This window comes from Gardnerella pickettii, from assembly GCF_029226345.1.
Lineage (GTDB): Bacteria > Actinomycetota > Actinomycetes > Actinomycetales > Bifidobacteriaceae > Bifidobacterium > Bifidobacterium piotii.
Window position 1 is genome coordinate 574,625 of record NZ_JAKNCU010000001.1, and the last position, 21,171, is coordinate 595,795.

12 protein-coding genes are annotated in these 21,171 nt (G+C 38.1%); 2 read left to right on the forward strand and 10 right to left on the reverse strand.

Going from position 1 to position 21,171, the window contains the following annotated elements:
- Positions 1–6 precede the first annotated feature (6 nt).
- From MAF46_RS02230 to uvrA, 7 genes are all read right to left on the reverse strand, one after another.
- Positions 7–3,303 (reverse strand): tetratricopeptide repeat protein, encoded by a 3,297-nt coding sequence (locus tag MAF46_RS02230; protein ID WP_060785970.1) that lies wholly within the window; start codon positions 3,301–3,303, stop codon positions 7–9.
- A 219-nt stretch (positions 3,304–3,522) separates the two neighbouring features.
- Positions 3,523–4,425 carry a LysR substrate-binding domain-containing protein gene (locus MAF46_RS02235; protein WP_004130897.1) on the reverse strand — a complete coding sequence of 301 codons (903 nt, stop codon included), beginning with the start codon at positions 4,423–4,425 and terminating at the stop codon, positions 3,523–3,525.
- A 78-nt stretch (positions 4,426–4,503) separates the two neighbouring features.
- Entirely contained in the window at positions 4,504–6,141 is a 1,638-nt protein-coding gene (ahpF, locus tag MAF46_RS02240) for an alkyl hydroperoxide reductase subunit F (protein ID WP_004130899.1), read from the reverse strand.
- A 101-nt stretch (positions 6,142–6,242) separates the two neighbouring features.
- Positions 6,243–6,806, reverse strand: a complete 564-nt coding sequence (ahpC, locus tag MAF46_RS02245; RefSeq protein WP_004130901.1) for an alkyl hydroperoxide reductase subunit C — start codon at positions 6,804–6,806, stop codon at positions 6,243–6,245.
- 426 nt (positions 6,807–7,232) lie between these two features.
- The gene (locus MAF46_RS02250; RefSeq protein ID WP_004130903.1) at positions 7,233–8,363 is read right to left on the reverse strand and encodes a GuaB3 family IMP dehydrogenase-related protein; all 1,131 of its coding nucleotides are present in this window, start codon (positions 8,361–8,363) and stop codon (positions 7,233–7,235) included.
- A gap of 57 nt (positions 8,364–8,420) precedes the next feature.
- Positions 8,421–10,715 (reverse strand): excinuclease ABC subunit UvrC, encoded by a 2,295-nt coding sequence (gene uvrC / locus MAF46_RS02255; protein WP_414101687.1) that lies wholly within the window; start codon positions 10,713–10,715, stop codon positions 8,421–8,423.
- Positions 10,716–10,743: 28 nt separating this feature from the next.
- Complete coding sequence (gene uvrA / locus MAF46_RS02260) at positions 10,744–13,722, reverse strand: excinuclease ABC subunit UvrA (protein WP_414101733.1); 2,979 nt, start codon at positions 13,720–13,722, stop codon at positions 10,744–10,746.
- Between the two features lie 295 nt (positions 13,723–14,017).
- Here uvrA and MAF46_RS02265 point away from each other — a divergent pair, with 295 nt between their 5' ends.
- Positions 14,018–15,619: an ABC-F family ATP-binding cassette domain-containing protein gene (locus tag MAF46_RS02265; protein WP_060785967.1), complete on the forward strand. Its 1,602-nt coding sequence runs from the start codon at positions 14,018–14,020 to the stop codon at positions 15,617–15,619.
- Between the two features lie 14 nt (positions 15,620–15,633).
- Positions 15,634–17,862, forward strand: a complete 2,229-nt coding sequence (locus MAF46_RS02270; protein ID WP_060785966.1) for a hypothetical protein — start codon at positions 15,634–15,636, stop codon at positions 17,860–17,862.
- 42 nt (positions 17,863–17,904) lie between these two features.
- On the opposite strand, the gene MAF46_RS02275 is transcribed toward MAF46_RS02270, so the two are convergent.
- From MAF46_RS02275 to MAF46_RS02285, 3 genes are all read right to left on the reverse strand, one after another.
- Entirely contained in the window at positions 17,905–19,131 is a 1,227-nt protein-coding gene (locus tag MAF46_RS02275) for a pyridoxal phosphate-dependent aminotransferase (protein WP_060785965.1), read from the reverse strand.
- A gap of 103 nt (positions 19,132–19,234) precedes the next feature.
- Positions 19,235–20,005, reverse strand: a complete 771-nt coding sequence (gene ppgK, locus MAF46_RS02280; protein WP_004130916.1) for a polyphosphate--glucose phosphotransferase — start codon at positions 20,003–20,005, stop codon at positions 19,235–19,237.
- A gap of 180 nt (positions 20,006–20,185) precedes the next feature.
- Positions 20,186–21,028, reverse strand: a complete 843-nt coding sequence (locus MAF46_RS02285) for an inositol monophosphatase family protein (protein WP_016635339.1) — start codon at positions 21,026–21,028, stop codon at positions 20,186–20,188.
- Positions 21,029–21,171 lie beyond the last annotated feature (143 nt).

Genomic DNA, 21,171 nt, shown 5'->3' on the forward strand with positions numbered 1-21,171 from the left:
AATTTATTAAGCGTTAAGAGATCGCAAAAATTGCATTTGAACAATACTTTCAGAAGAATCGTTTCTAAAAAGCATTCTAGATCTAGCAACAGAAAGAGTTCGCGCAATAACAAACATACCCTCATTAACAGTGACTTTTGCAGCTTCGTCAATAATCTCATACGCATTAACATCTGGCCAATTCACAACATTATTTATTTCTAGCATTTCTTTTGCTTGATGCAAGCTTTTAGGAACAGAAATGCATTGAGATTCAACTCTACTTAAGAGTTCTGCAAGCTCTACTTCTAGAGATTCATTTTTTTCGCTAAACAAGTCATCTGCAACCATATATGCAGCAACAGCTAGAGGGAAGTTATCTTGCATCCACTCTGCATATGCTAGCCTGTAGTAAATAAACGCAGCGTCTTCTCTATCAAAACAGACTTGTAAAGCGTTTAAGCATACTGCTTCTACAGAAGGCCAATCTTCTTGACGAGATAATTGCGAAGCTAGCTTTAAGTGAGATATAACATATGTTGGAGCGTAAGAAACCATTGTATTTAGATGTTTTAGCGCCTCTTTACTTCTTCCAAGCTGGCCGAGTAAATCCGCAATCTCCATATGCGCGTAGAAAAGTCCGTCTGGTATAAGCCTCATTTGCTCGTTTTGCGTTGCAAACATGCGATTATAAACAACGCGCTCAGCATACGAGTTAAAGTATCTTGGAACAACGTCTCCAGAAGCAAACATATCGTCAAAATGCTTTATATTGTTTTCATACTCTTCGATTGCACTGTCTAAGTCTCCACTCATAAATTGTTCGTGAGCACGCACTCGCATATTGTAAATATCTTTTGAAGCGCTAAACGATATTTCTGGTATTTCTTTTTCGTCTATTAACGCGCTTATTACATGGTTTGCTTGATTATTTAGCTCTGGATCGTTAATGCTTTCAACAATACCCATTGCCATACGAGCTTTTTCTGCATTCGTCATAATTGCTTTAGACGCTATGTGATTAAAATCAGCAACCGCTTGTTGTAAAACGTCTTCGCGCTGGATTGAAAGGCCTTTTGCATCTTGAGTCGCTAACAATTCTTGCGACTTTGCGTCAAAAATTATGTCGGAAAACTCTGGTTCTTCTTGAGCACCATGCGGCGCAAAGCAGCTGTCTCTTAAGTCAAACGTTGGCTCAATTTGGCTTAATGCGCCGTTTTCGTCGACTTGCAAAGTTGCATTAAACTTTTTATAGGTTTCAAGAGGATTATTTAATCCGTATGCGCGTATGTGTTTTAAGAACGACTTTCTAGTAAAAGTAACAGTTAGCAAAGGTATAATCGAAGGCGATTTGCTAAAAGCTGCTATTGGGTCTTCGTTTTTTGCGCTATTATTGCTATCGCTATTATCACTACGATTAGTGTTACTACTGTTATCACTGTTGTTTGCGCTTGCATCTTCAAGGTTTTCTACAACGCTTTCAACAAAATTATCTGAAGCACTATCCGAGCTACTATCTGCGTTCGATCCTAAATTAGCAAATCCATTGCTAACGTCTCCATGAATATCTCCATCTTTTGGATCGCCTTTTGCTCTTGAAGCATTTTTATTCATGTGATTAATCGCATTAATCGTTTGGCTTAAAATTTTATTCATTGCAACGTCTTGTGCTGCAACCATTTCCTCTAAGCCGATTGAATCCAATCGTATTGAAACGTTTTGCACTTCTTCGCTAGCTCCAAAAGCAATAGTAGCCAATATTAATCCAATACGAAGATTGTAGTTAGTTGTCATTTTGGATCTATTTTGTTCGCTTATTGGAACAAAATCTTTTTTAGCAGAATCGTATGTTAAAGTAGGCATCATTGAATTGCCTGTTGCCATAAATGCTAATGCAACATTTCCACTATCTAAATTAGATCTAAAATCAGCATCGAACCTAAAAGGCAAATAAAGACTTCTGATTAGTTCAGAAAGTCTTTGCCTGTACGACCATTCACAATTAGAAGATCCGTTAGCTTTATAAATATACAAATCATTAGATTTTCTTGCACGATTAAGCAAATGCAATAATGGCCTAATATTGTTGTCTTGCAACGGATTGCCAAAAGAATTCATGTCAATTTCGCCACTTGCGCAAAAAGCTGGATCGTTTATAAAAGCCATATCCATTGCGCAAACTTGATTATAAGTTGCGTTATTTTCTGTTAAATCACCGCCATTAGAGCAGTTTTCTTCTAAGCAATTGCTAATAGACTGGAATCTATTTATTGCTCCTTCTATACGCAAAGCTTTTAACGCGGATTTTGCTTCCAAAGAATCATCCCAAACTAAAAAGTTTGCGTCTGAACATTTAGATTTTTGCAAGTGCAATCTTTCAGCGGCGTGTTCAGCCTCTAATGCCCCAGCATCCTCTAATGCTCCAGCGTCTGCCATTAAGTACGTAAAATATTTCTCCATTGCAGAAACGCGTAAACCAGCTCTTTCTGCTGTGTTTGCATCGCAAACGCTTCTCCTAATAGCGCTCAAAGGTGCTTCTTTTGTAAGATGCCTAAATATGTTTCCAGACCCAAATCCACTAAAAGCTAACAACATATCTGGCACAAAGAATGATGCAAAATAGGATATAGCGATTGCGTCAAAATAACTAAGATTGCAACGCAAATTATTAGGCAAATCTACACGCGTTTCTTCTAGCGTATAAGTTTCTTTTTTAGTATTTGCTTTGCGAATCCAAGACGACACCCATTGAATTCCGTCATCTTTAGAAGTCTGAACAACAACATCTCCCTTAATAACAACTAAATCATTATTTGACTTATTCTTAAAACAACTTTTTTTGATATGGCTTGCGCTATGGCTCGCTTTATGGCTTTCTCGAGTAGTTTTTTTATCAATGCAACCGTAGAATCTATGTGAGTTAGAAAGAGTCATAGAGTTTTGCTCAACAAAAGACAATTCGGGTATATTTTCCGTTGTATCTTCAATTGTTACAGTGTGCCCTTCGTAAACTCTGCCTTCTAAATCAGCAACAGCAACTTGGTAAAAACGTTTGCAATCTTTGCTAAACAATCCAATTGAAATACCTTGTTTTTTGCCATAAATCTTAATCCAACCAAGTTTTGTTGAGCTAGGCATAAAAGGAAAATCGTTAAAAATATGTTTTTTTGAAAATAGCTTAACAGGAATTGAGTTTTTGCTTTCCCAAAGCGTATCGATTGTACGTAGCGCAATCTGCATGCTTCTATCTGCGTCATAATTGCAATTTTTTGCATCATGGCAGATTGAATCAGCGTTATTGCTAGATTGCACTTGGTTTTGCATAATCCCCATTCTTTCTTATTGCACAACTTTAACGTAAGACAATAAAATTCTACACAATTGATTTATACGTATCTTATTGATTCTTACTAAACATTCTAAGTATAGCGAATATTCTAAATATAAATGATTGTTGAATCGCAAGCATGCAATCAAATTTTATCGAAAATCTTACTAAGATTCTGCTAAATCATGTTAAATATGCAAATAATATAATCGCAACTATTTTTTATGCAAATTCGCGCAAGTTCCATAAATAATCGTGCATAATCCTTCCATAATCTTGTCTACTGGAGAAGCAGCTCGCCAATTTAAGTACAGTGAGCGGTAGGGCTTTGGACTATTAAACTCGCGAATTGTTAAACCAGCTGGCTGAACAATAGGAGGGAGAGTTGCAAGACGTGGCAGCAATGTTACATCTTTGCTTCCAACAACCATGTATCGTAAGGTTTCCAAAGATGTTGCACAAAATTCGGACTGTTTTGCTCCAACCTTTTGACAAACATCAATCATACTTCGTCTCATACAATGTCCATCTTCCAAAAGAAGTATTTTTTGACTAGATAATTGAGACAAGTCGATTGGAGATTTTTGGTTTCCCAATTGCGAATTTGTTGACGCTGCTAAAACAAAATCTTCATCAAAAATGTGATTAACCTTTATTGACGATTCGTCTAACTTTTCGCTCAATATTGCTGCATCGATTTGACCATTATTTAGCAATTCGATTAAAGTTGCAGACTTTTCTTCAACAAAACGAATAGTAAAATTCGGCTTAATCTTACGCAAAACAGGTATTATTCTAGGCAAAAGATATGGGCATAATGTTGGGAAAATGCCCAAAACTATTGTAGAAGACCAAGGATCTTCTAGGCGCCTTGCTGCTTGATAAATGTTAGAAACATCCGAATGAATACGCTTTGCATAATACACTACTTCTCTTCCTGCAGGAGTTAGAATCTGCTTTCCAGGAGTTCGCTCAATAAGACAAACTCCAAGCGTGTCTTCTAGCTTTTTAATCTGCGTAGATAAAGTTGGCTGAGAAACGTGCATGCGCTCGGCAGCTTTTGTAAAGCTTTCTTCTTTTGCAAAAGCAATTAAGTATTCAAGCGATTTAATGTTCAAGTATTTATCTTTCTATGCGTTTATAGGCGTGCTATATGCGTATTCTACGCGCGTTCTATGAATGTTCCAGGCATGATTTTAATTATGTGGGTCTCTAATTAAATAGTCGAAAGCGCTAAGAGCTGCATTTGCGCCAGACCCGTATGCTGTAACAATCTGCTTATAAGGCTCATCCGAGCAATCGCCAGCAGCAAAAATGCCAGGAATACTCGTGCATCCTTTTCTATCTGTTACTATTTCTGCCCGATTGTTTAAGCTTAGTTTATTTGCCACCCACTTTGTATTTGGCATTAAACCAATTTGAACAAACACTCCGTCTGTGTGCAAAATTTTCTCACGATTTTCCGCATTATTCTCATTGCGATCCATATAATGCACTGCGCTAACTTTTTTGTTATCTCCTTCTATTTTGCTAAGAGATGCACTTGTTATTACATTCGTATTAGAAAGAGAATGCAAAGTGTTTAGCAATATTTGATCCGCTTTAAGAGAATCCATAAACTCTATAACAGTAACGTGATTTGCAATTCCTGCTAAGTCTATTGCAGCTTCGACTCCAGAATTTCCTCCACCAACAACTACAACATTCTTGTTCTTAAACAAAGGGCCATCGCAATGCGGGCAGAACGACACTCCCCTGTTTCTGTATTCATCTTCTCCAGGAACGCCAAGTGTTCTCCACGTAGCGCCTGTTGCAATAATCACCGCTTTAGCTTTTAGACTTCCGCCAGATTTAGTGTTAATCGTGTGTAATCCGTAAGGTTCTTCTGCAACGTCTAAAGACGTAGCCCAATCGGGAGTAAATACGTCAATATTGTATTGAGCAATGTGGTTTGTTAAATCGTTAGCAAGTTTTGCGCCTGTTGTGTGCGTTTGAGAAATGTGGTTTTCAATGCTTTCTGTTTCAACAACCTGACCGCCTCTGTGGTCCATAATCATTGCTGTTTTAAGACCTTTTCTAGCTGTGTAAATCGCAGCAGCGCTCGCAGCAGGACCTCCGCCTACAATAAGAACGTCGTATGGGTTTTTAGCGTTCATTTTTTGCGCTAGTGAAGAATCGCTAGCCTCCGTAGAATCGCTAGAATCGCTCGAATCGCTAGAATCCCCATTTTCTTCTTGTCTTAAAAGCATCGCAACTAATTCGTCTATAGATGACCTTCCAGAAGAAATCATCTTTCCGTTTTCAAAAACAGCAGGAACACTCATTACGCCAAGAGCATCTACCTCGTCTTTGAAAGCGCTTCCTTCTACAGCAATATGCTTTACTTTTGGATTGATAATCGAAATTGTATTAAGTGACTGAACAACCTCTGGGCAATTAATGCAAGTAACAGACATGTATGTAGTAATATCATGACTTCCAAGTTGCAAAATTGCTTTGCGCTGGTCTTCGCTTATTTTGGGAGCATAACCACTTACTTGTAAAATAGCCAAAACTAAAGAGCTAAACTCGTGACCAAGTGGCAAACCTGCAAAACTTACAGAAACGTTATTTTGCGGATTAGTAATTGAAAAACTTGGGATTCGCTTCGTGCTACTTTTATCATCTTTTATAACAGTGATTTTGTTGCTTTGATTTGCTACTTCTTGCAAAAGCTCAATAACTTTTTGAGAATTTTCACTGCTATCAACGTACGCAACAAGATTAATCGGATTAACCATTTTTTCTAACAATCCAGCAAGTTGAGTAGTTAAATTTGAATCTAATAAAGTCATTATTTTCACTTTCTGTAGCAATCAAAGCAACGTGTAAATTGTGTTAAAATCAGTCGATAAAATCAGCAGTTAAAATAAGCAAATAAAATCAACTGTTAAAATCAGATTTTCCCAACTAAGTCAATAGATGGAGCAAGTGTTTCTTCTCCCTGCTCCCACTTTGCTGGGCATACTTCTCCTGGATGGGCTGCAATAAATTGAGCAGCTTTAACTTTGCGAAGCATCTCGTCGGCGTTTCTGCCGATTCCATCTGCTGTCATCTCATAGAATTGAATATTGCCTTGAGGATCCACCAAAAAAGTTGCGCGATGAGCTAAACCAGATTCCTCATTTAGCGCATTAAAGTTTCTAGAAAGCGCGCCATTTGGGTCTCCAAGCATTGTGTATTGAACTTTTGCAATAGCTTTAGAATCATCGTGCCAAGCTTTGTGAACAAAGTGTGTGTCTGTTGAAACAGAATAAACTTCTACACCTAACTTTTGAAGCTCTTCATAGTGGTTTGCAAGATCTTCAAGCTCTGTTGGGCACACGAATGAAAAGTCTGCTGGATAGAAGAAGAAAATAGCCCATTTTCCAAGAACGTCATTGTCGCTTACTTCTACAAAATTGCCATTCTTGTATCCATTTACCTTAAATGGAAGAATATGCGTACCAATAAGGCTCATAATAACTCCAATCTTTACTTGTTTGCTAAAATCTTTTATTGCTTTTGCAATATTTTTAGTTAAACGTGTTAAATAGTTTGCTTAGGAATCTAGATTTAACCGTATTTTTATAATAGATTATTTATATTAATAATCCTATATATATAGATAATCTCTATAGACTTACACATGTTATATCAATAATGGCGTTGAAAACTAACTTGACTTTACAAAATTCTGGAATATTAAGTTTGTTAGCAAAAACAAAACAAAACTATCAAAAATGGGATTATGAGCCAAAAGCTAACTTACTAATTCTATTTTAAGAACATTCATCATCTTAGCTTTACGCACTTTTAGCCTATAAACAAGAATTGCGCACTCAAAATTGAATCAAGCGCGCAATTCTATTAATCATTAATAAGATAATAATAGGATTTTAATGATTTACCTTATATCTTGATGGAATGGGTTAAAAACAACACTACAACGCTGGAAACTCTTAACATCAACATATCCAGTAGATGCCATAGTGCGTCTTAAAGCACCAATAAGGTTAGTCTTTCCATCTGCCATATGACTTGGTCCAAACAAGATATTCTCAAGAGGAGCAACAGTTCCAACATTCGTGCGCATACCGCGCGGCAAAGAAGGATGACGAGCTTCTGCTCCCCAATGCATTCCGCGTCCTGGAGCCTCAGTTGCACGCGCTAAAGGAGTTCCAAGCATTACTGCATCTGCTCCCATAGCAAGCGCCTTAATAAAGTTTCCAGACGTCCCCATTCCGCCATCTGCAATAATTTGAACGTATCGTCCGCCAGACTCGTCCATATAATCTCTGCGAGCTTCTGCAACGTCTGCAATAGCAGTTGCCATAGGCGCTTGAACTCCGAGCGTATTCATTGTTGCAGAAACTGCTCCACCGCCAAAACCAACAAGGATTCCAGCAGCACCAGTTCGCATAAGATGCAATGCGGAAGTGTAGTCTGCACAACCTCCAACAATAACTGGAACGTCTAAATCGTAAATAAACTTCTTTAAGTCAAGAGGCTCATGGTCTTTAGAAACGTGTTCTGCACTAACAGCAGTTCCGCGAATAACAAATAAATCAACGCCTGCTTCTAGAACAGTAGAATAAAATTCTTGAGTGCGTTGCGGAGAAAGAGCACCTGCAACCGTAACACCTGCATCGCGAATTGTGTGCAAGCGCTTAACAATAAGTTCTGGCTTGATTGGCTCCGAATAAATCTCCTGTATGCGCTTAGTTGCAACTTCGTCTTTAAGCTCTGAGATTTCTTTAAGAAGTGGTTCTGGATTCTCGTAACGAGTCCACAATCCTTCCAAATCTAGCACGCCCAACGCTCCCATTTGGCCCATTGCAATAGCCGTATCTGGGCTTGTAACAGAATCCATTGGCGCAGCAATCACTGGTACGTCAAAACTATAAGCGTCGACTTGCCATGATGTAGATACAGCCTTTGGGTCGCGAGAACGACGAGAAGGAAGTATAGCAATATCGTCTAGTGAGTAAGCAACTCGGGCTTTTTTGCCCAAACCTATTTCGATTTCTTGAGACATACTTATAAGGCTAGTTGCTTATCATGACTAATCAACATGCCATAGAATTGTTTAGATTTATTGAGAGTGCAAAAACTCATAAATAGTTTTAGCTTTTAACAAACCTATTCCAGGAACTTTTTGCAACTCTTCTATGCTTGCTTCTTTTAGATTTTTAACACTACCAAATGCGCAAAGCAAACGTTTTTTATAAGATTCGCCAATTCCAGGAATTGAGTCAATAGATGAATACAACATTGCCTTTGCACGTTTTTTCCTATGATAAGCAATCGCAAAGCGATGAGATTCATCTCTAGCTCTTTGAAGCAAATACAATCCTTCGGAGCTTCTTTTTAGAATAATTGGGTATTGACTATTAGGTAACCAAACTTCTTCTAATTTTTTAGACAATCCACATACTGTTATGTCTTTAACATTGCAATCAATCATTGCTTTTTGAGCTGCTTTTGCTTGCTCAATACCGCCATCGACGATTACAAGATTAGGCTTGTACGCAAATTTTTTAGAGTACGATTGTGGAGGATTTTCTACGCTATCATCATCCACATCGCTATTACTTTCATCTTTATGCTTAAAACGTCTAGAAATAGTTTCATATAATGCGCTTAAATCGTCTAGTTGGCCAATGCCATTAGGGCCTTTTATAGAAAATCTTCTATATTCACTAGGCTTAGCAATTCCATCTTCAAAAACAACCATTGATGCAACTTGATATCTTCCATCAGCCGAGTTTGAAATATCGTAGCATTCAATTCGCAATGGAGCTTCACTCATTGAAAGAGCTGCAGCAACTTGATTCATAGCATTAGTTCTAGATTCTAAAGTAGAAATCCTACTTGTTTTCATCTGTTTAAGAGACTGCTCAGCATTCAAGTTTGCTTTATCCATAAGCGAGCGCTTATCTCCACGTTCTGCAACTTTAATAGTTACTTTCGCGCCTCTTAAACCACTAAGCCAGCTTTCAAGATTTTCTTTATGAGATTTTTCTAATTCAATAGGAACAATAATCTCTCTAGGAATAGGGCAAATTGGGTCAAGCAAATCCCCTCTTCCAGTTGTTTCTTGGCGCTTTTTGCGTTCTTTTGTTTCTTTAGCTCTATACGACGAATTTATATTTTGGCCACTAGAATAGTCGATTTGTAACGCATTCCTGGATTGCTCTATTTTTAAAGAGTTTTCATATTGCAAATCATTATTTGATTCATATTCACAATAAACTCGTATAAGCAAATTTGCGATTATATCTGCATCACTAATGTCTTCGCTTCTTTCGACTTGCCAATTTTTTTCTCCGCGAATCAGTCCTTCTCTAACAAAAAACGCGTGAACGCATGCATCAATCGAATCTGCACTAAATCCAAAAACATCAGCTTCTACTTGATCGTTAAAAACAACAGAATTTTGTTGAATAACAGTTCTAAAAATATTGATTTTGTCTCTTATTTTTGCAGCATTTTCAAAATCTAAATTATCGCTTAACTCCTTCATTTTTCTAGTTAAATCGTTAATGTAGGAATCTCCAATAGCGCCAGTTAAAATGCCAACTAATTGTTCAACATTGTTTCTATGCGTTTTTTTGTCTACTTTTTGAACGCAAGGTGCAGAGCATTTTCCAATAGACGCAAGAAGACAAGGTCTTCCTGTTTTTTGTGCTTTATTAAAAACAGATTGTCTGCATGTTCTTACAGGAAAAGTTTTTAGCAAAGAATCCAAACTGTGTTTTAATTGCCAAACTTTTGCATACGGTCCAAAATATTGCGTTGACTTTGAGTTTCGATTTCTAGTAATCCAAACTCTTGGAAAATCATCGTTTACCGATACAGCAATATATGGGTATGTTTTATCATCTTTAAAAACAATGTTGAATTTTGGATTAAACTCTTTAATCCAAGTATATTCAAGAGTTAAAGCCTCAAGCTCTGTGTTTACAACAGTCCATTCTAAACTTCTAGCTGTTAATACCATTGATTGCGTTCTAGGATGAAGCTGATTTAATGGCTGAAAATAATTCGATAGCCTGTTTCTTAAACTTTTTGCTTTTCCAACGTATATTACTTTTCCACGCTCATCTCTCCACTTGTATACTCCAGGCTGATTTGGAATATCGGAAGTTTTTGGCCTAAATAAATCACGACTATCTCCTAAAAGAGGAGCACCAAAGTCATTTTTAGATGAATTTTCAAAGTAGTTAGCATTATTTTCATCATATTTAGATAGGTGAGTTTTCTTCCATTCTCCCCTGCTAGTTTCTCTATCTTCTATATTTTCTCTAGTTTCTCTATCTTCTCTAATATTTGATTCTTTAGAATTTAGAATATTCATTATCTCACCTCCTTTCATAAAATTATTCATAAATTTTTACTTATAACTTCTGATTTTGTTACTCTTTGAGCATTGACTTTAAGAATTTACCCGTCCAGCTGTATTGCACTTTTGCAACATCTTCTGGAGTTCCAGTTGCTACGATTTCGCCGCCTTTATCTCCTCCTTCTGGGCCTAAATCTATAATCCAATCTGCGCATTTTACAACATCAAGATTGTGCTCAATAACTATTACACTATTGCCTTTATCTACTAAAGATTGAAGAACACTTAAAAGCTTACGAACATCTTCAAAATGCAAGCCCGTAGTAGGTTCATCTAGAATATAAACGGTTTTTCCAGTAGAACGCTTTTGTAGTTCCGTAGCAAGCTTTACTCTTTGCGACTCTCCGCCAGAAAGAGTTGGCGCACTTTGACCAAGCCGAATATAGCCTAAGCCAACTTTAACTAAAGTCTCTAAGTATCTAGAAATAGACGGATATGCTTTAAAGAACACAGCAGCTTGCGATATTGGCATATCTAGCACGTCTGAAATAGTTTTACCATTGTACTTTACTTCTAGAGTGTCTCGATTATACCTTTTTCCGTGGCATTCTTCGCATTGCACGTATACGTCTGGCAAAAAATTCATCTCGATTTTAAGCGTTCCGTCTCCGCTACAAGCCTCGCACCTTCCGCCTTTTACGTTAAACGAGAATCTTCCAGGGCCGTACCCTCTAACTTTTGCTTCTGGAGTTTGAGCAAAAAGCGAACGGATCTTATCCCAAACTCCAGTATATGTAGCAGGATTTGATCTTGGTGTTCTACCAATAGGATTTTGATCTACGTGAACAACCTTATCGCAATTGTCTACTCCATCAACGCGCTTATGCAATCCTGGAACAATGCGAGCGCCGTTTAGCTTATCTGCCAAAACTGGGTAAAGTATTGAGTTTATTAAGCTTGACTTTCCAGATCCAGAAACTCCTGTTATGCAAGTAAATACGCCTAAAGGTATTTCTACATCTATGTTTTTAAGATTGTGCTCTTTTGCACCAACAATAGTTAACATACGACTTTTGTTGATTTTACGGCGCTTTTTAGGAACATCTATTGTGCGTCTTTTTGCAATATAGTCTCCTGTGATTGATCGCTTTGCCTCTGTTATGTGTTTTGCAGGGCCGCAATATACAACTTCTCCGCCGTTTTCTCCAGCTTCTGGACCAATGTCTACAAGCCAGTCTGACTTTCGTATTGTATCTTCGTCGTGTTCTACAACTATAAGCGTATTTCCAAGATCTCTAAGATTGTGCAACGTAGATATAAGCTTTTCGTTGTCTCTTTGATGAAGACCAATAGACGGTTCGTCAAGAACGTACATAACTCCAACTAGTCCAGACCCTATTTGCGTTGCAAGCCTTATTCTTTGAGCTTCTCCGCCAGAAAGAGTTTTTGCTGCTCTAGAAAGAGTTAAGTAGTTTAAGCCAACGTCATTTAAGAATCCTAATCTTGCTTTGATTTCTTTTACAATCTCTTTAGCAATTATCTTTTTTGCGCCTTCTAGATTTAACGAATTAATCCACTCAAGACTTTTTTCAATAGGCATATCGCATACATCTGCGATTGAGCACGAGCCAACTTTAATAGACAAGACTTCTGGATTAAGTCTTTTTCCTTTGCATGTTAAACATGGCACTTCTCGCATGTATGACTCGTAGTATTGACGCATTTGATCTGAGTCTGTTTCGTCATGCTTGCGCATAAGAGTACGCACTACGCCCTCAAATCCTGTTGAATACTCTCTCTGCCTACCCCATCGATTTTTATACGATACTTTTACTTCAAAATCATGGCCATAAAGTATTGAATCTTGCACATCTTTTGGAAGATTTTCCCACGGCGTATCCATACTAAAGCCAAGCTCTACACTTAAGCCTTTTAACACGTGCCTGTAGTATTCTCCAGCTGCTTTATTCAAAGCCCAAGGTTCTATAGCGCCTTCGTTAAGTGATTTTTCTGTATTTGGAACAACAAGAGCAGGGTCAATCTCTAGATTGTAACCAATTCCAGAGCAATCATGGCATGCTCCATACGGAGCATTGAATGAGAACGTTCTTGGCTCTATCTCTAATAGATTAAATTGATGACTATTAGGGCACGCCATATTCTCGGAAAAACTTTGACGCCTGTTTTTAGAAGAAGCATCTTCGTCTACAAAATCCGCAACAACAATACCTTTAGAAAGCTTTAGCGCTGTTTCTATAGAATCTGTAAGACGTGTACGTATACCATCTTTTATAACTAATCTATCTACAATAACTTCGATTGTGTGTTTCTTTTGCTTTTCTAAAATAATATCTTCGGAAAGCTCTCGCATTTGCCCATCTATAAGCGCTCTAGAATAGCCGTCTGACCTAAGAAGAGTAATAGTATCTTTAAACTCACCTTTTCTGCCGTTAACAATAGGAGCCAGTAATTGCAACCTTGTTTTTTGCGGCAAAGAAAGCAATACGTTAGCTATTTGTTGAGGGGTTTGCGCACTAACGATTTCGCCACATTTAGGGCAATGTGGAACACCTACGCGAGCAAAAAGAAGCCTTAAATAGTCATAAATCTCCGTAATCGTACCAACAGTAGAACGAGGATTGCGATTAGTGGTTTTTTGGTCAATAGACACTGCTGGGCTTAAGCCTTCAATAAAGTCTACGTCTGGCTTATCCATTCTTCCAAGGAATTGCCTTGCATACGCGCTTAAGGATTCCACATAACGCCTTTGACCTTCTGCAAAAAGAGTGTCGAAAGCAAGAGAAGATTTACCAGAACCAGATAATCCAGTAAAAACAATCATCCTATTTCTAGGCAATTGCAAATTAACGTTCTTTAGATTATGCTCTCTTGCACCTTGAACAGTTATTTTTAAGTCGGAAGGAACATTACTTAAGTCGTATATTAAATTACCATTATTTTTTATAATTGGCGCCGAATCAATAAACGATTGAAGTACATTGTTTTTTTGATTATTATTTCCATCTTTAGTATTCATGCTTGTAGCGCTCATGTTTGCATCTTTTATTGAAAGCGACTGCTTACTTTGTAAAGAATCCAAGTGTTTTTGCATTCTGTCTCCTTAAGATGCTTTAGCGTATATGAATCAAAATTGCAAAACTAAATCTTGATTACGTGCCTGTTTTATAATATCATTCATTATAGAACACATGTTCGAAATATGTTGCTTGCTGCGTGTTGCTAATCCTATGCAAGCCTAACGGTATAATCGGGAGTTTGGTTAACATATTTCAATTAATATCTTAATTACGATTTTGCAAGAATAGAACTTAAGGGGTGGGTAAAAAATGGCCATTGACGCACAAGGACTTACTATACAAATTGGTGCGCGCACGCTATTAAACCCAACAGATTTTCACGTTACAAAAGGCGACAAAATAGGCTTAGTCGGAAGGAATGGCGCCGGAAAAACAACACTTACGCGCGTAATTACTGGAGAAACACTTCCGGCTGGAGGAAGCGTAAAAGTAAGCGGCTCGTTAGGATATCTTCCACAAGACACACATGCAGCAGATCCAGAGCAAAGCGCGCTAGATAGGATTATGAGCGCTCGCGATATTTCGTCAATCGTATCTCGTATACGAAAAGCAGAAAAAGACATGACGAATCCAGATCCAGACATTATGACAAAAGCCATGAATCGCTACGATAAAGCAATTAATGACTTTGAAAAAGCTGGTGGGTACGCTGTTCAATCAGAAGCAATATCAATGGCAAATAGCCTTGGACTCCCACAAGAAGTTATGAAACAAGCTCTTGGAACACTTTCTGGTGGACAACGCAGACGAATCGAACTTGCGCGAATACTTTTTTCTAATGCAGATACGCTGATTTTAGATGAGCCTACTAACCACTTAGACGCAGATTCCATAATATGGTTGCGAAACTATCTGAAAAAATTCTCTGGTGGATTCCTTGTTATATCTCACTCAACAGAGTTGCTAGACGAAGTTGTTAATAAAGTTTGGCATTTAGATGCACAATTGGCTCAAATAGACATGTATTCAATGGGCTGGAAAGCATACTTGCATCAGCGCGTTGTAGACGAAGAGCGAAGACGAAGAGAGCGCGAAGTTGCAGAAAAGAAGGCGGAGCGACTTATGAAGCAAGGAATCCGACTTCACGCAAAAGCGACTAAAGCAGTAGCAGCTCAAAACATGATGCGTAGAGCCGAACGCTTATTGAACGAAACAAGCGAAGCTCAAAGCCGCGAAAAAGTAGCAGATATTAGATTCCCAGAGCCTGCTCCTTGCGGACGCACTCCTATTATGGCTAAAGATATTTCAAAAGCTTATGGTTCAAACATCGTATTTGCTGGAATAAATTTGGCTATAGATAAAGGCTCGAGAGTTGTTATTCTTGGGTACAACGGCGCTGGAAAAACTACCACTTTGCGCATTCTAGCTGGCGAAGAAAGCGCAGACACTGGCGTTGTTGAATATGGGCACGGATGCAAAATAGGCTATTTTGCGCAAGAGCACGATACTTTAGACTTAGATGCAACTGTTTTAGAAAATCTTCAACACGTTGCGCCAGAATTAAACGACACTCAAGCAAGATCAATGCTTGGAAGCTTCCTGTTTTCGGGAGACGACGCCATGAAACCCGCTAAAGTGCTTTCTGGCGGAGAAAAAACTCGCCTAGCATTGGCAACTCTTGTAACTTCTAAAGCAAACGTTCTTTTGCTTGATGAGCCTACTAATAACTTAGACCCAGCTTCTCGCGAAGAAATTCTTAAAGCTATTTCTAAGTACGAAGGCGCAATTGTGTTGGTCACTCACGACGAAGGAGCGGTTCTTGCGCTAAACCCAGAAAGAGTTCTTCTTATGCCAGACGGCGACGAAGACTTGTGGAGCGACGACTACCTTGATTTGGTTGCGGAAGAATAGGATTTTAGGTTGCTATGAAAAAAACAGCTAATTTTGCCAATTGCGCGTTACGCAACATTTTTCGCGTTCTTCGCGCGCCTTTAGCAATCTTGCTGTTAATAGCATTGTTTGAATGCACTGTTGGGAATATTCCATTTTGGAATAGCGTTACTGGCAGCACAGATAGCATGTTTGCTCACAATCTTACTGGCCCTGGAATTAAAAGACTTTCTTCTGGAGGACTTTTAATTACAGACCCTTCGGAATCTTATTTAGAAGTTAATTCCGACGGATCTTCGCCGTACATTCAGCTTAAGCCTTCACTAATTACGCCGAAAAAAATTGGCAAAAGTCCTGTTAAAACAGACGTGCATGTACGCATTGATGTTAATAAAATCGCAGGAAATCCTTTAAGCACAAACCCAAGAGCTATTAATTTTGCTATGCTTCCTATTCCAGATCAAGCGGTTGGAGTTAAAAGCACGCTTAGATTATGGATACAACACCCTAAAGGAGACGTTGTAGACGTTGAGGACGCAAAAGCAAATGTTAGAGCACCTTTTAGCTGGAATTGGGGTCGCGTTCTTCTTCTTATAGTCGTTTCAATTTTGATTGCATTGTGGAATCCTTGGTCTAAATTGTGGAAAATAAAACTTAATACAAAAAGTGTTAATCAAAGACTTTTACTCGTTTTATCTTGGACTCCATTTATAGCTATAGCTGTTGTTGCAATCGTTTGGAATGTTTTTAACGGTATTCCAATGCATTTTGACGTTGCTGGAAACTACACGTACGATTTTGATCAATATGCGCACACAGCAGACGCTCTTATTAAAGGCAAAACATATCTTGACTTGCCTGTTCCTAAGCAAATGCAAACTCTTGAAAATCCTTACGATCCAATTGCAAGAAACAAGCTTCTTTCTAATTTAGTGCACAATATTTATTGGGATCACGCATACTACAACGGTCATTGGTACTCGTATTTTGGCGTAATTCCAGCTGTTTTATTCTTTATGCCTTATAGACTTATATCGAGTTTGTGGATTAATGGCGGAGCAATGCTTCCAACAACAATCGCAACTCTTATATGCCTAGTGGGATTCTTAATTTCGGGCTCTCTTCTAGTGATTAGACTTATTGAACGAATAAACAAACGAGCGTCTCTTGCTTGCGTGTCTATTTGCTTAGCATTGTTCTTTATTACATCTAACACGGTTTACTTGTGGTTTAGAACATCATTCTATAGTGTTCCAATGGCAGCTTCGCTATTCTTTACATCTTTAGGATTATGGTTTTATCTTGGCGCTGCTAAAAATGGCATTGCAAAAGATGAAAATCAAGCACAAGAATCCAACGAATCTTACAATTCTATTTATCAAATATCTGCTAAGCACATTGCATTAGGATCTTTGTTTATATCTCTAAATCTAGGATGCAGACCAACATTTATAATCGCGTTTTTGCTTGCAATACCGCTTTTTTACAACAATATTTACTTCTATTTTAAGCATTTAATTTCTAGCAAGAAAATTATAAAAGAAGACTTAAAGCAAATAATAAAGCTAGTTTTAAGCGTGATTGTGCCGTTTGTAATAGTTGCAATACCAATCGGGTTGTATAACGCTTTAAGATTTGGGTCGCCATTTAACTTTGGTAACGAATATCAAATTACTATTACAGACATGACTACAATGCGGCTTCCTGTGCAAAACATCATTCCTTCAATTTTAAGTTATTTAGCTTTGCCATTACGCTTTACGCCAGTTTTCCCTTGGATTTCGATTAATCCTATTGCTTTCAATAGATGGCAATACGCAGAGCCAATGATTGGCGGAATGTTTACTCTTGCTCCATTGGCATTTATTGGCGTTATTTGTTCTTTGTTAATGATTAAAAAAATGAGCAAATTTGCATCAAGACTTACTATATGTGCTTTGATTCTTGCAATGATTGTTGTTGTTTTCAACAGCTTAAAAGCAGGAATTGGATGGCGTTATATTGCTGACTTTGGATGGGCGTTCTCACTAAGCGCAATAATCGGAATTACTGTTTTTCTAGAAAAATACGCAAACGTAGAAGATTGTACAACTTTGCGCACAAAAGTTATGTGTTACACAATACGCATTGCAGTTTTAGCAATGCTATTCTTCTCTATTGCAATCGCATTCTTAGGTTGGTTTGTTCCAGGAAGAGAAGACTCAGTTTTGCGATTCAATCCTGGGCTTTGGCATTACGTTAGATGCTGGTTTACTCTAATCTAGTCTAAAGTTTAAGAACATGAGTCTTCAAAATTCTAGATTTTTCTACATCTCTTCTAGTATTTTATGAACAGTATTCAGCAATAAAGTAACGCCATTTTCAAATTGATCTTCTTTAGGAAGTAAAGATAGCGCTAAGTAGCCATTAGTTGGCATGTCAAAATAATATCCAGGTTGAGAAACCAGCTTGTAGTCTTTAATCAAGCGTAAAGCTAATAAATCATCATCTATACAAGAAGGAACTCGCAACAAAATATTCCATCCGCCTTCTGCACGCAATGCACTAACGCAACAATTTGGGTAGTTTGCAAGCATTTTTCTAAGCGTTTTAAGATTAGAGCGTACTCGACTTTGAACAATCGCAGTCTGCTCTTTAGCGCATTGCAATAATTCTGGAATTCTTTCCGATACAGTTGCGCCAATTGGAAGAAAATCATCCGCAATAACGTCAAGTCGTTTCATTGCTTCTTGCACATCTTGACTTGGTCCCGAAACCTCAATCCACCCAACTTTTGCGTGCGGAGCTGCAAGCATTTTTGAAAATCCATCTAAAGCAAAAACAAGTGTTGATTGTTCTCCTGCAAGTCTTGAATTTTCGGCAAATGGTTCTAAAGAGTAATCGTAGAAAACTTCATCTGCAATAATCGCAACATTATTTTTATTGCACAAACTCAACAATTGCGCTCTTTCTTCTGGCTTAACATAAGAGCCTGTTGGATTATTTGGGTTTATTAAAACAAGAGCACGAATGCGATTATTTGCGTTTTGCAAAAGTTCTTTAACTCTTGGAATATCAATAGTCCAAGAACCATCGTAAACAAGCGGATATGGTATAGATTTTACGCCTTGCAGTCTTGCAATAGATTCAATAAGAGGATACCCAGGAGTTGGAGCTAAAACTGAATCGCCGCAATCGCACAGAAGCATCATAAGCCATGCGTATGCTTGAGAAGTAGACGATAATACGTATAGATTATTTGGATTAAGAGCTTTTAGAGAATTACTTTTTTGATCTACGATATTTTGACTTGCAATATTTTGATCTACGCGATTATCTCTAGCATTTATAAAATCAGCAAGAATGCGCCTAACTTCGATTGGTCCTCTAGGATCTGCTGTATATTTTGCGCTTAAACATTTTGGAGCAAGACCATGCACTGTTGGGTTTGAATCATTAAGTTTTGTGAGTTTAATACCTTTAGACATAGCAACGCGTTGAGCCAGAATAATTGGATTTGGCTCACTTACATCAACTCTAGAAGAAAATCGCACTCGACTACACTAGCGCATTGCATAACCAAATATAAAAAAATGCGCTGAACGCAAAAGCATCCAGCGCAAATAAAGTAAATAAAACAAATAAAATATTAAAACTTTACTTGTTTCTTTGTTGCATTGCATAGTAAGCTGCGCCAATAATACCAGCTTCGTTATGCAAAGACGCAACAACAATAGGAGTCTTAATATCGATATGAGGCAAGAACTTCTCGCTCACACGGCTAACGCCACCGCCAACAACAAACAAGTCTGGATTAAAGTACTTTTCCATTAATCCGTAATACTTAGTTAAGCGCTTAGCCCACTTTTTATAACCCATATCCAACTTTTCGCGAACAGAAGAAGCAGCATACTTTTCTGCATCTCCCTTTCCTTTTTCTAGCTGAATATGACCAAGCTCTGTGTTTGGAATAAGAACGCCATTGTAAATCAAAGCGGTTCCAATTCCAGTGCCTAATGTTGTTGCAATAACTAAGCCATCTTTATCTTTTGCAGCACCAAAATGCTGTTCTGCAAGACCCGCAGCGTCGGCATCGTTAACAACTGTAACAGGACGACCGCAAGCTTCGCTAAACACTTCTGTAACATCCACACCAATCCAAGATTGATCAAGATTTGCCATAAACTCAAGCTTCTTGCCTGGCTTAATAGGCGCTGGGAAAGCAATACCAACAGGAACATCTTCAGGCACATCAAAATGCTCGAGCTGCTGACGAACAATATCTGCAACAGCTTGAGGTGTGGAAACCGCTGGAGTTAGAATCTTATAACGAGGTTCAGCAAACTCGCCTTTTTCCAAATTAACTGGTGCAGCCTTAATACCAGAGCCACCAATATCTACGCCAAATGCTTGTGCAGTGTCAATCATCGTTAACACTCCCCTCTGAATGTCGGACAATGGGATATCATGTTCATTCTACAATATTGCTAAAGCGACACGCTTATATATTGTCTATTTAATGATAACGATTGCATAAATGTTTTTCTCAAAATTAAAGCTTTAATATTAAAAATCATGCAAACAATTGCTAAGATTTTTAACTCTAATCTATCGCAAATAGTTTTGAAGCTCCTTGTTTATTAAACCATTTGAAGCAATAACGTCGTTTTCGCGTCTCCAGTGGATTGAGTCACCATTCCATTGTCGAACATGACCTTGAGCCTCTTTAACAACAACAGCACCAGCGGAAACGCCTGGAATATCCCACTCGTGAAGATGCGGCTCAAAATAAGCGTCGTAAGTGCCATCAGCAACCTTGCATAAATCGAGAGAAGCAGGGCCAATGCGCTTAATATCTGCTGGACATTCTTCCTCAAGCGAAGAAACAACATCCAATGCTCTTTTAGATTCGCCTGGAATATAAGACATTCCGTAGCAAACAACAGAACCGTGCAATGTTGATGTAGTAGAAGGCGTGATTTTCTCTCGCTTTTCTCCATTAGGAGTTTTGCGAATACGAATAGCACCCTGACCTTTAGCTGCTAGATAGGTAAGCCCTAAAGCTGGAGCATGAACAACTCCAAGAACAGGCCTTGCGGAGCCTTGATCATTAAACTCAAAAAGCGAAACAGTTAAAGTCCACTCTGCCATATCTCGATTAAAGTTAATAGCTCCGTCAATATTTCCAACGCACCAAAAACGATCACCAATATTGCAATTTTCTGGGCGATTACGCCAAAATCCTTGGAAAGTATTTATGTACGTAAGACGATTTTCAATAAATCGTACGAGCTTATCTCCAAAACCAGAATCTGCTTGATTCGGATCCCCCAAAACCATCATGCTTGCCATATCTCTAGGATTTAATTGGTCTTGATACGCATGCTTACCAACATCTTCCAAAATTCTAGCGACTTCAAGAGCAACATCGCGTAAATTCATACTTGCCATACTTTACTCACCTCTTTAATTTCCCCACATCTTATTACGTTTTTATCTATTTCAAAAATCTTGCAACTATCCATAAAATCTGCAACTATTTTACTCAACTAATCAAATTAAACCAAACTTCCACACGCAAAATTCCAATAAAA

Coding starts and splice junctions, on each gene's coding strand:
- MAF46_RS02265 (WP_060785967.1), top strand. CDS start 14,018: ATGGCCATTGACGCACAAGGACTTACTATACAAATTGGTGCGCGCACG.
- MAF46_RS02250 (WP_004130903.1), bottom strand. CDS start 8,363: ATGTCTCAAGAAATCGAAATAGGTTTGGGCAAAAAAGCCCGAGTTGCT.
- MAF46_RS02285 (WP_016635339.1), bottom strand. CDS start 21,028: ATGGCAAGTATGAATTTACGCGATGTTGCTCTTGAAGTCGCTAGAATT.
- uvrC (WP_414101687.1), bottom strand. CDS start 10,715: ATGAATAATTTTATGAAAGGAGGTGAGATAATGAATATTCTAAATTCT.
- uvrA (WP_414101733.1), bottom strand. CDS start 13,722: ATGAGCGCTACAAGCATGAATACTAAAGATGGAAATAATAATCAAAAA.
- ppgK (WP_004130916.1), bottom strand. CDS start 20,005: ATGATTGACACTGCACAAGCATTTGGCGTAGATATTGGTGGCTCTGGT.
- ahpF (WP_004130899.1), bottom strand. CDS start 6,141: ATGACTTTATTAGATTCAAATTTAACTACTCAACTTGCTGGATTGTTA.
- MAF46_RS02230 (WP_060785970.1), bottom strand. CDS start 3,303: ATGCAAAACCAAGTGCAATCTAGCAATAACGCTGATTCAATCTGCCAT.
- MAF46_RS02270 (WP_060785966.1), top strand. CDS start 15,634: ATGAAAAAAACAGCTAATTTTGCCAATTGCGCGTTACGCAACATTTTT.
- ahpC (WP_004130901.1), bottom strand. CDS start 6,806: ATGAGCCTTATTGGTACGCATATTCTTCCATTTAAGGTAAATGGATAC.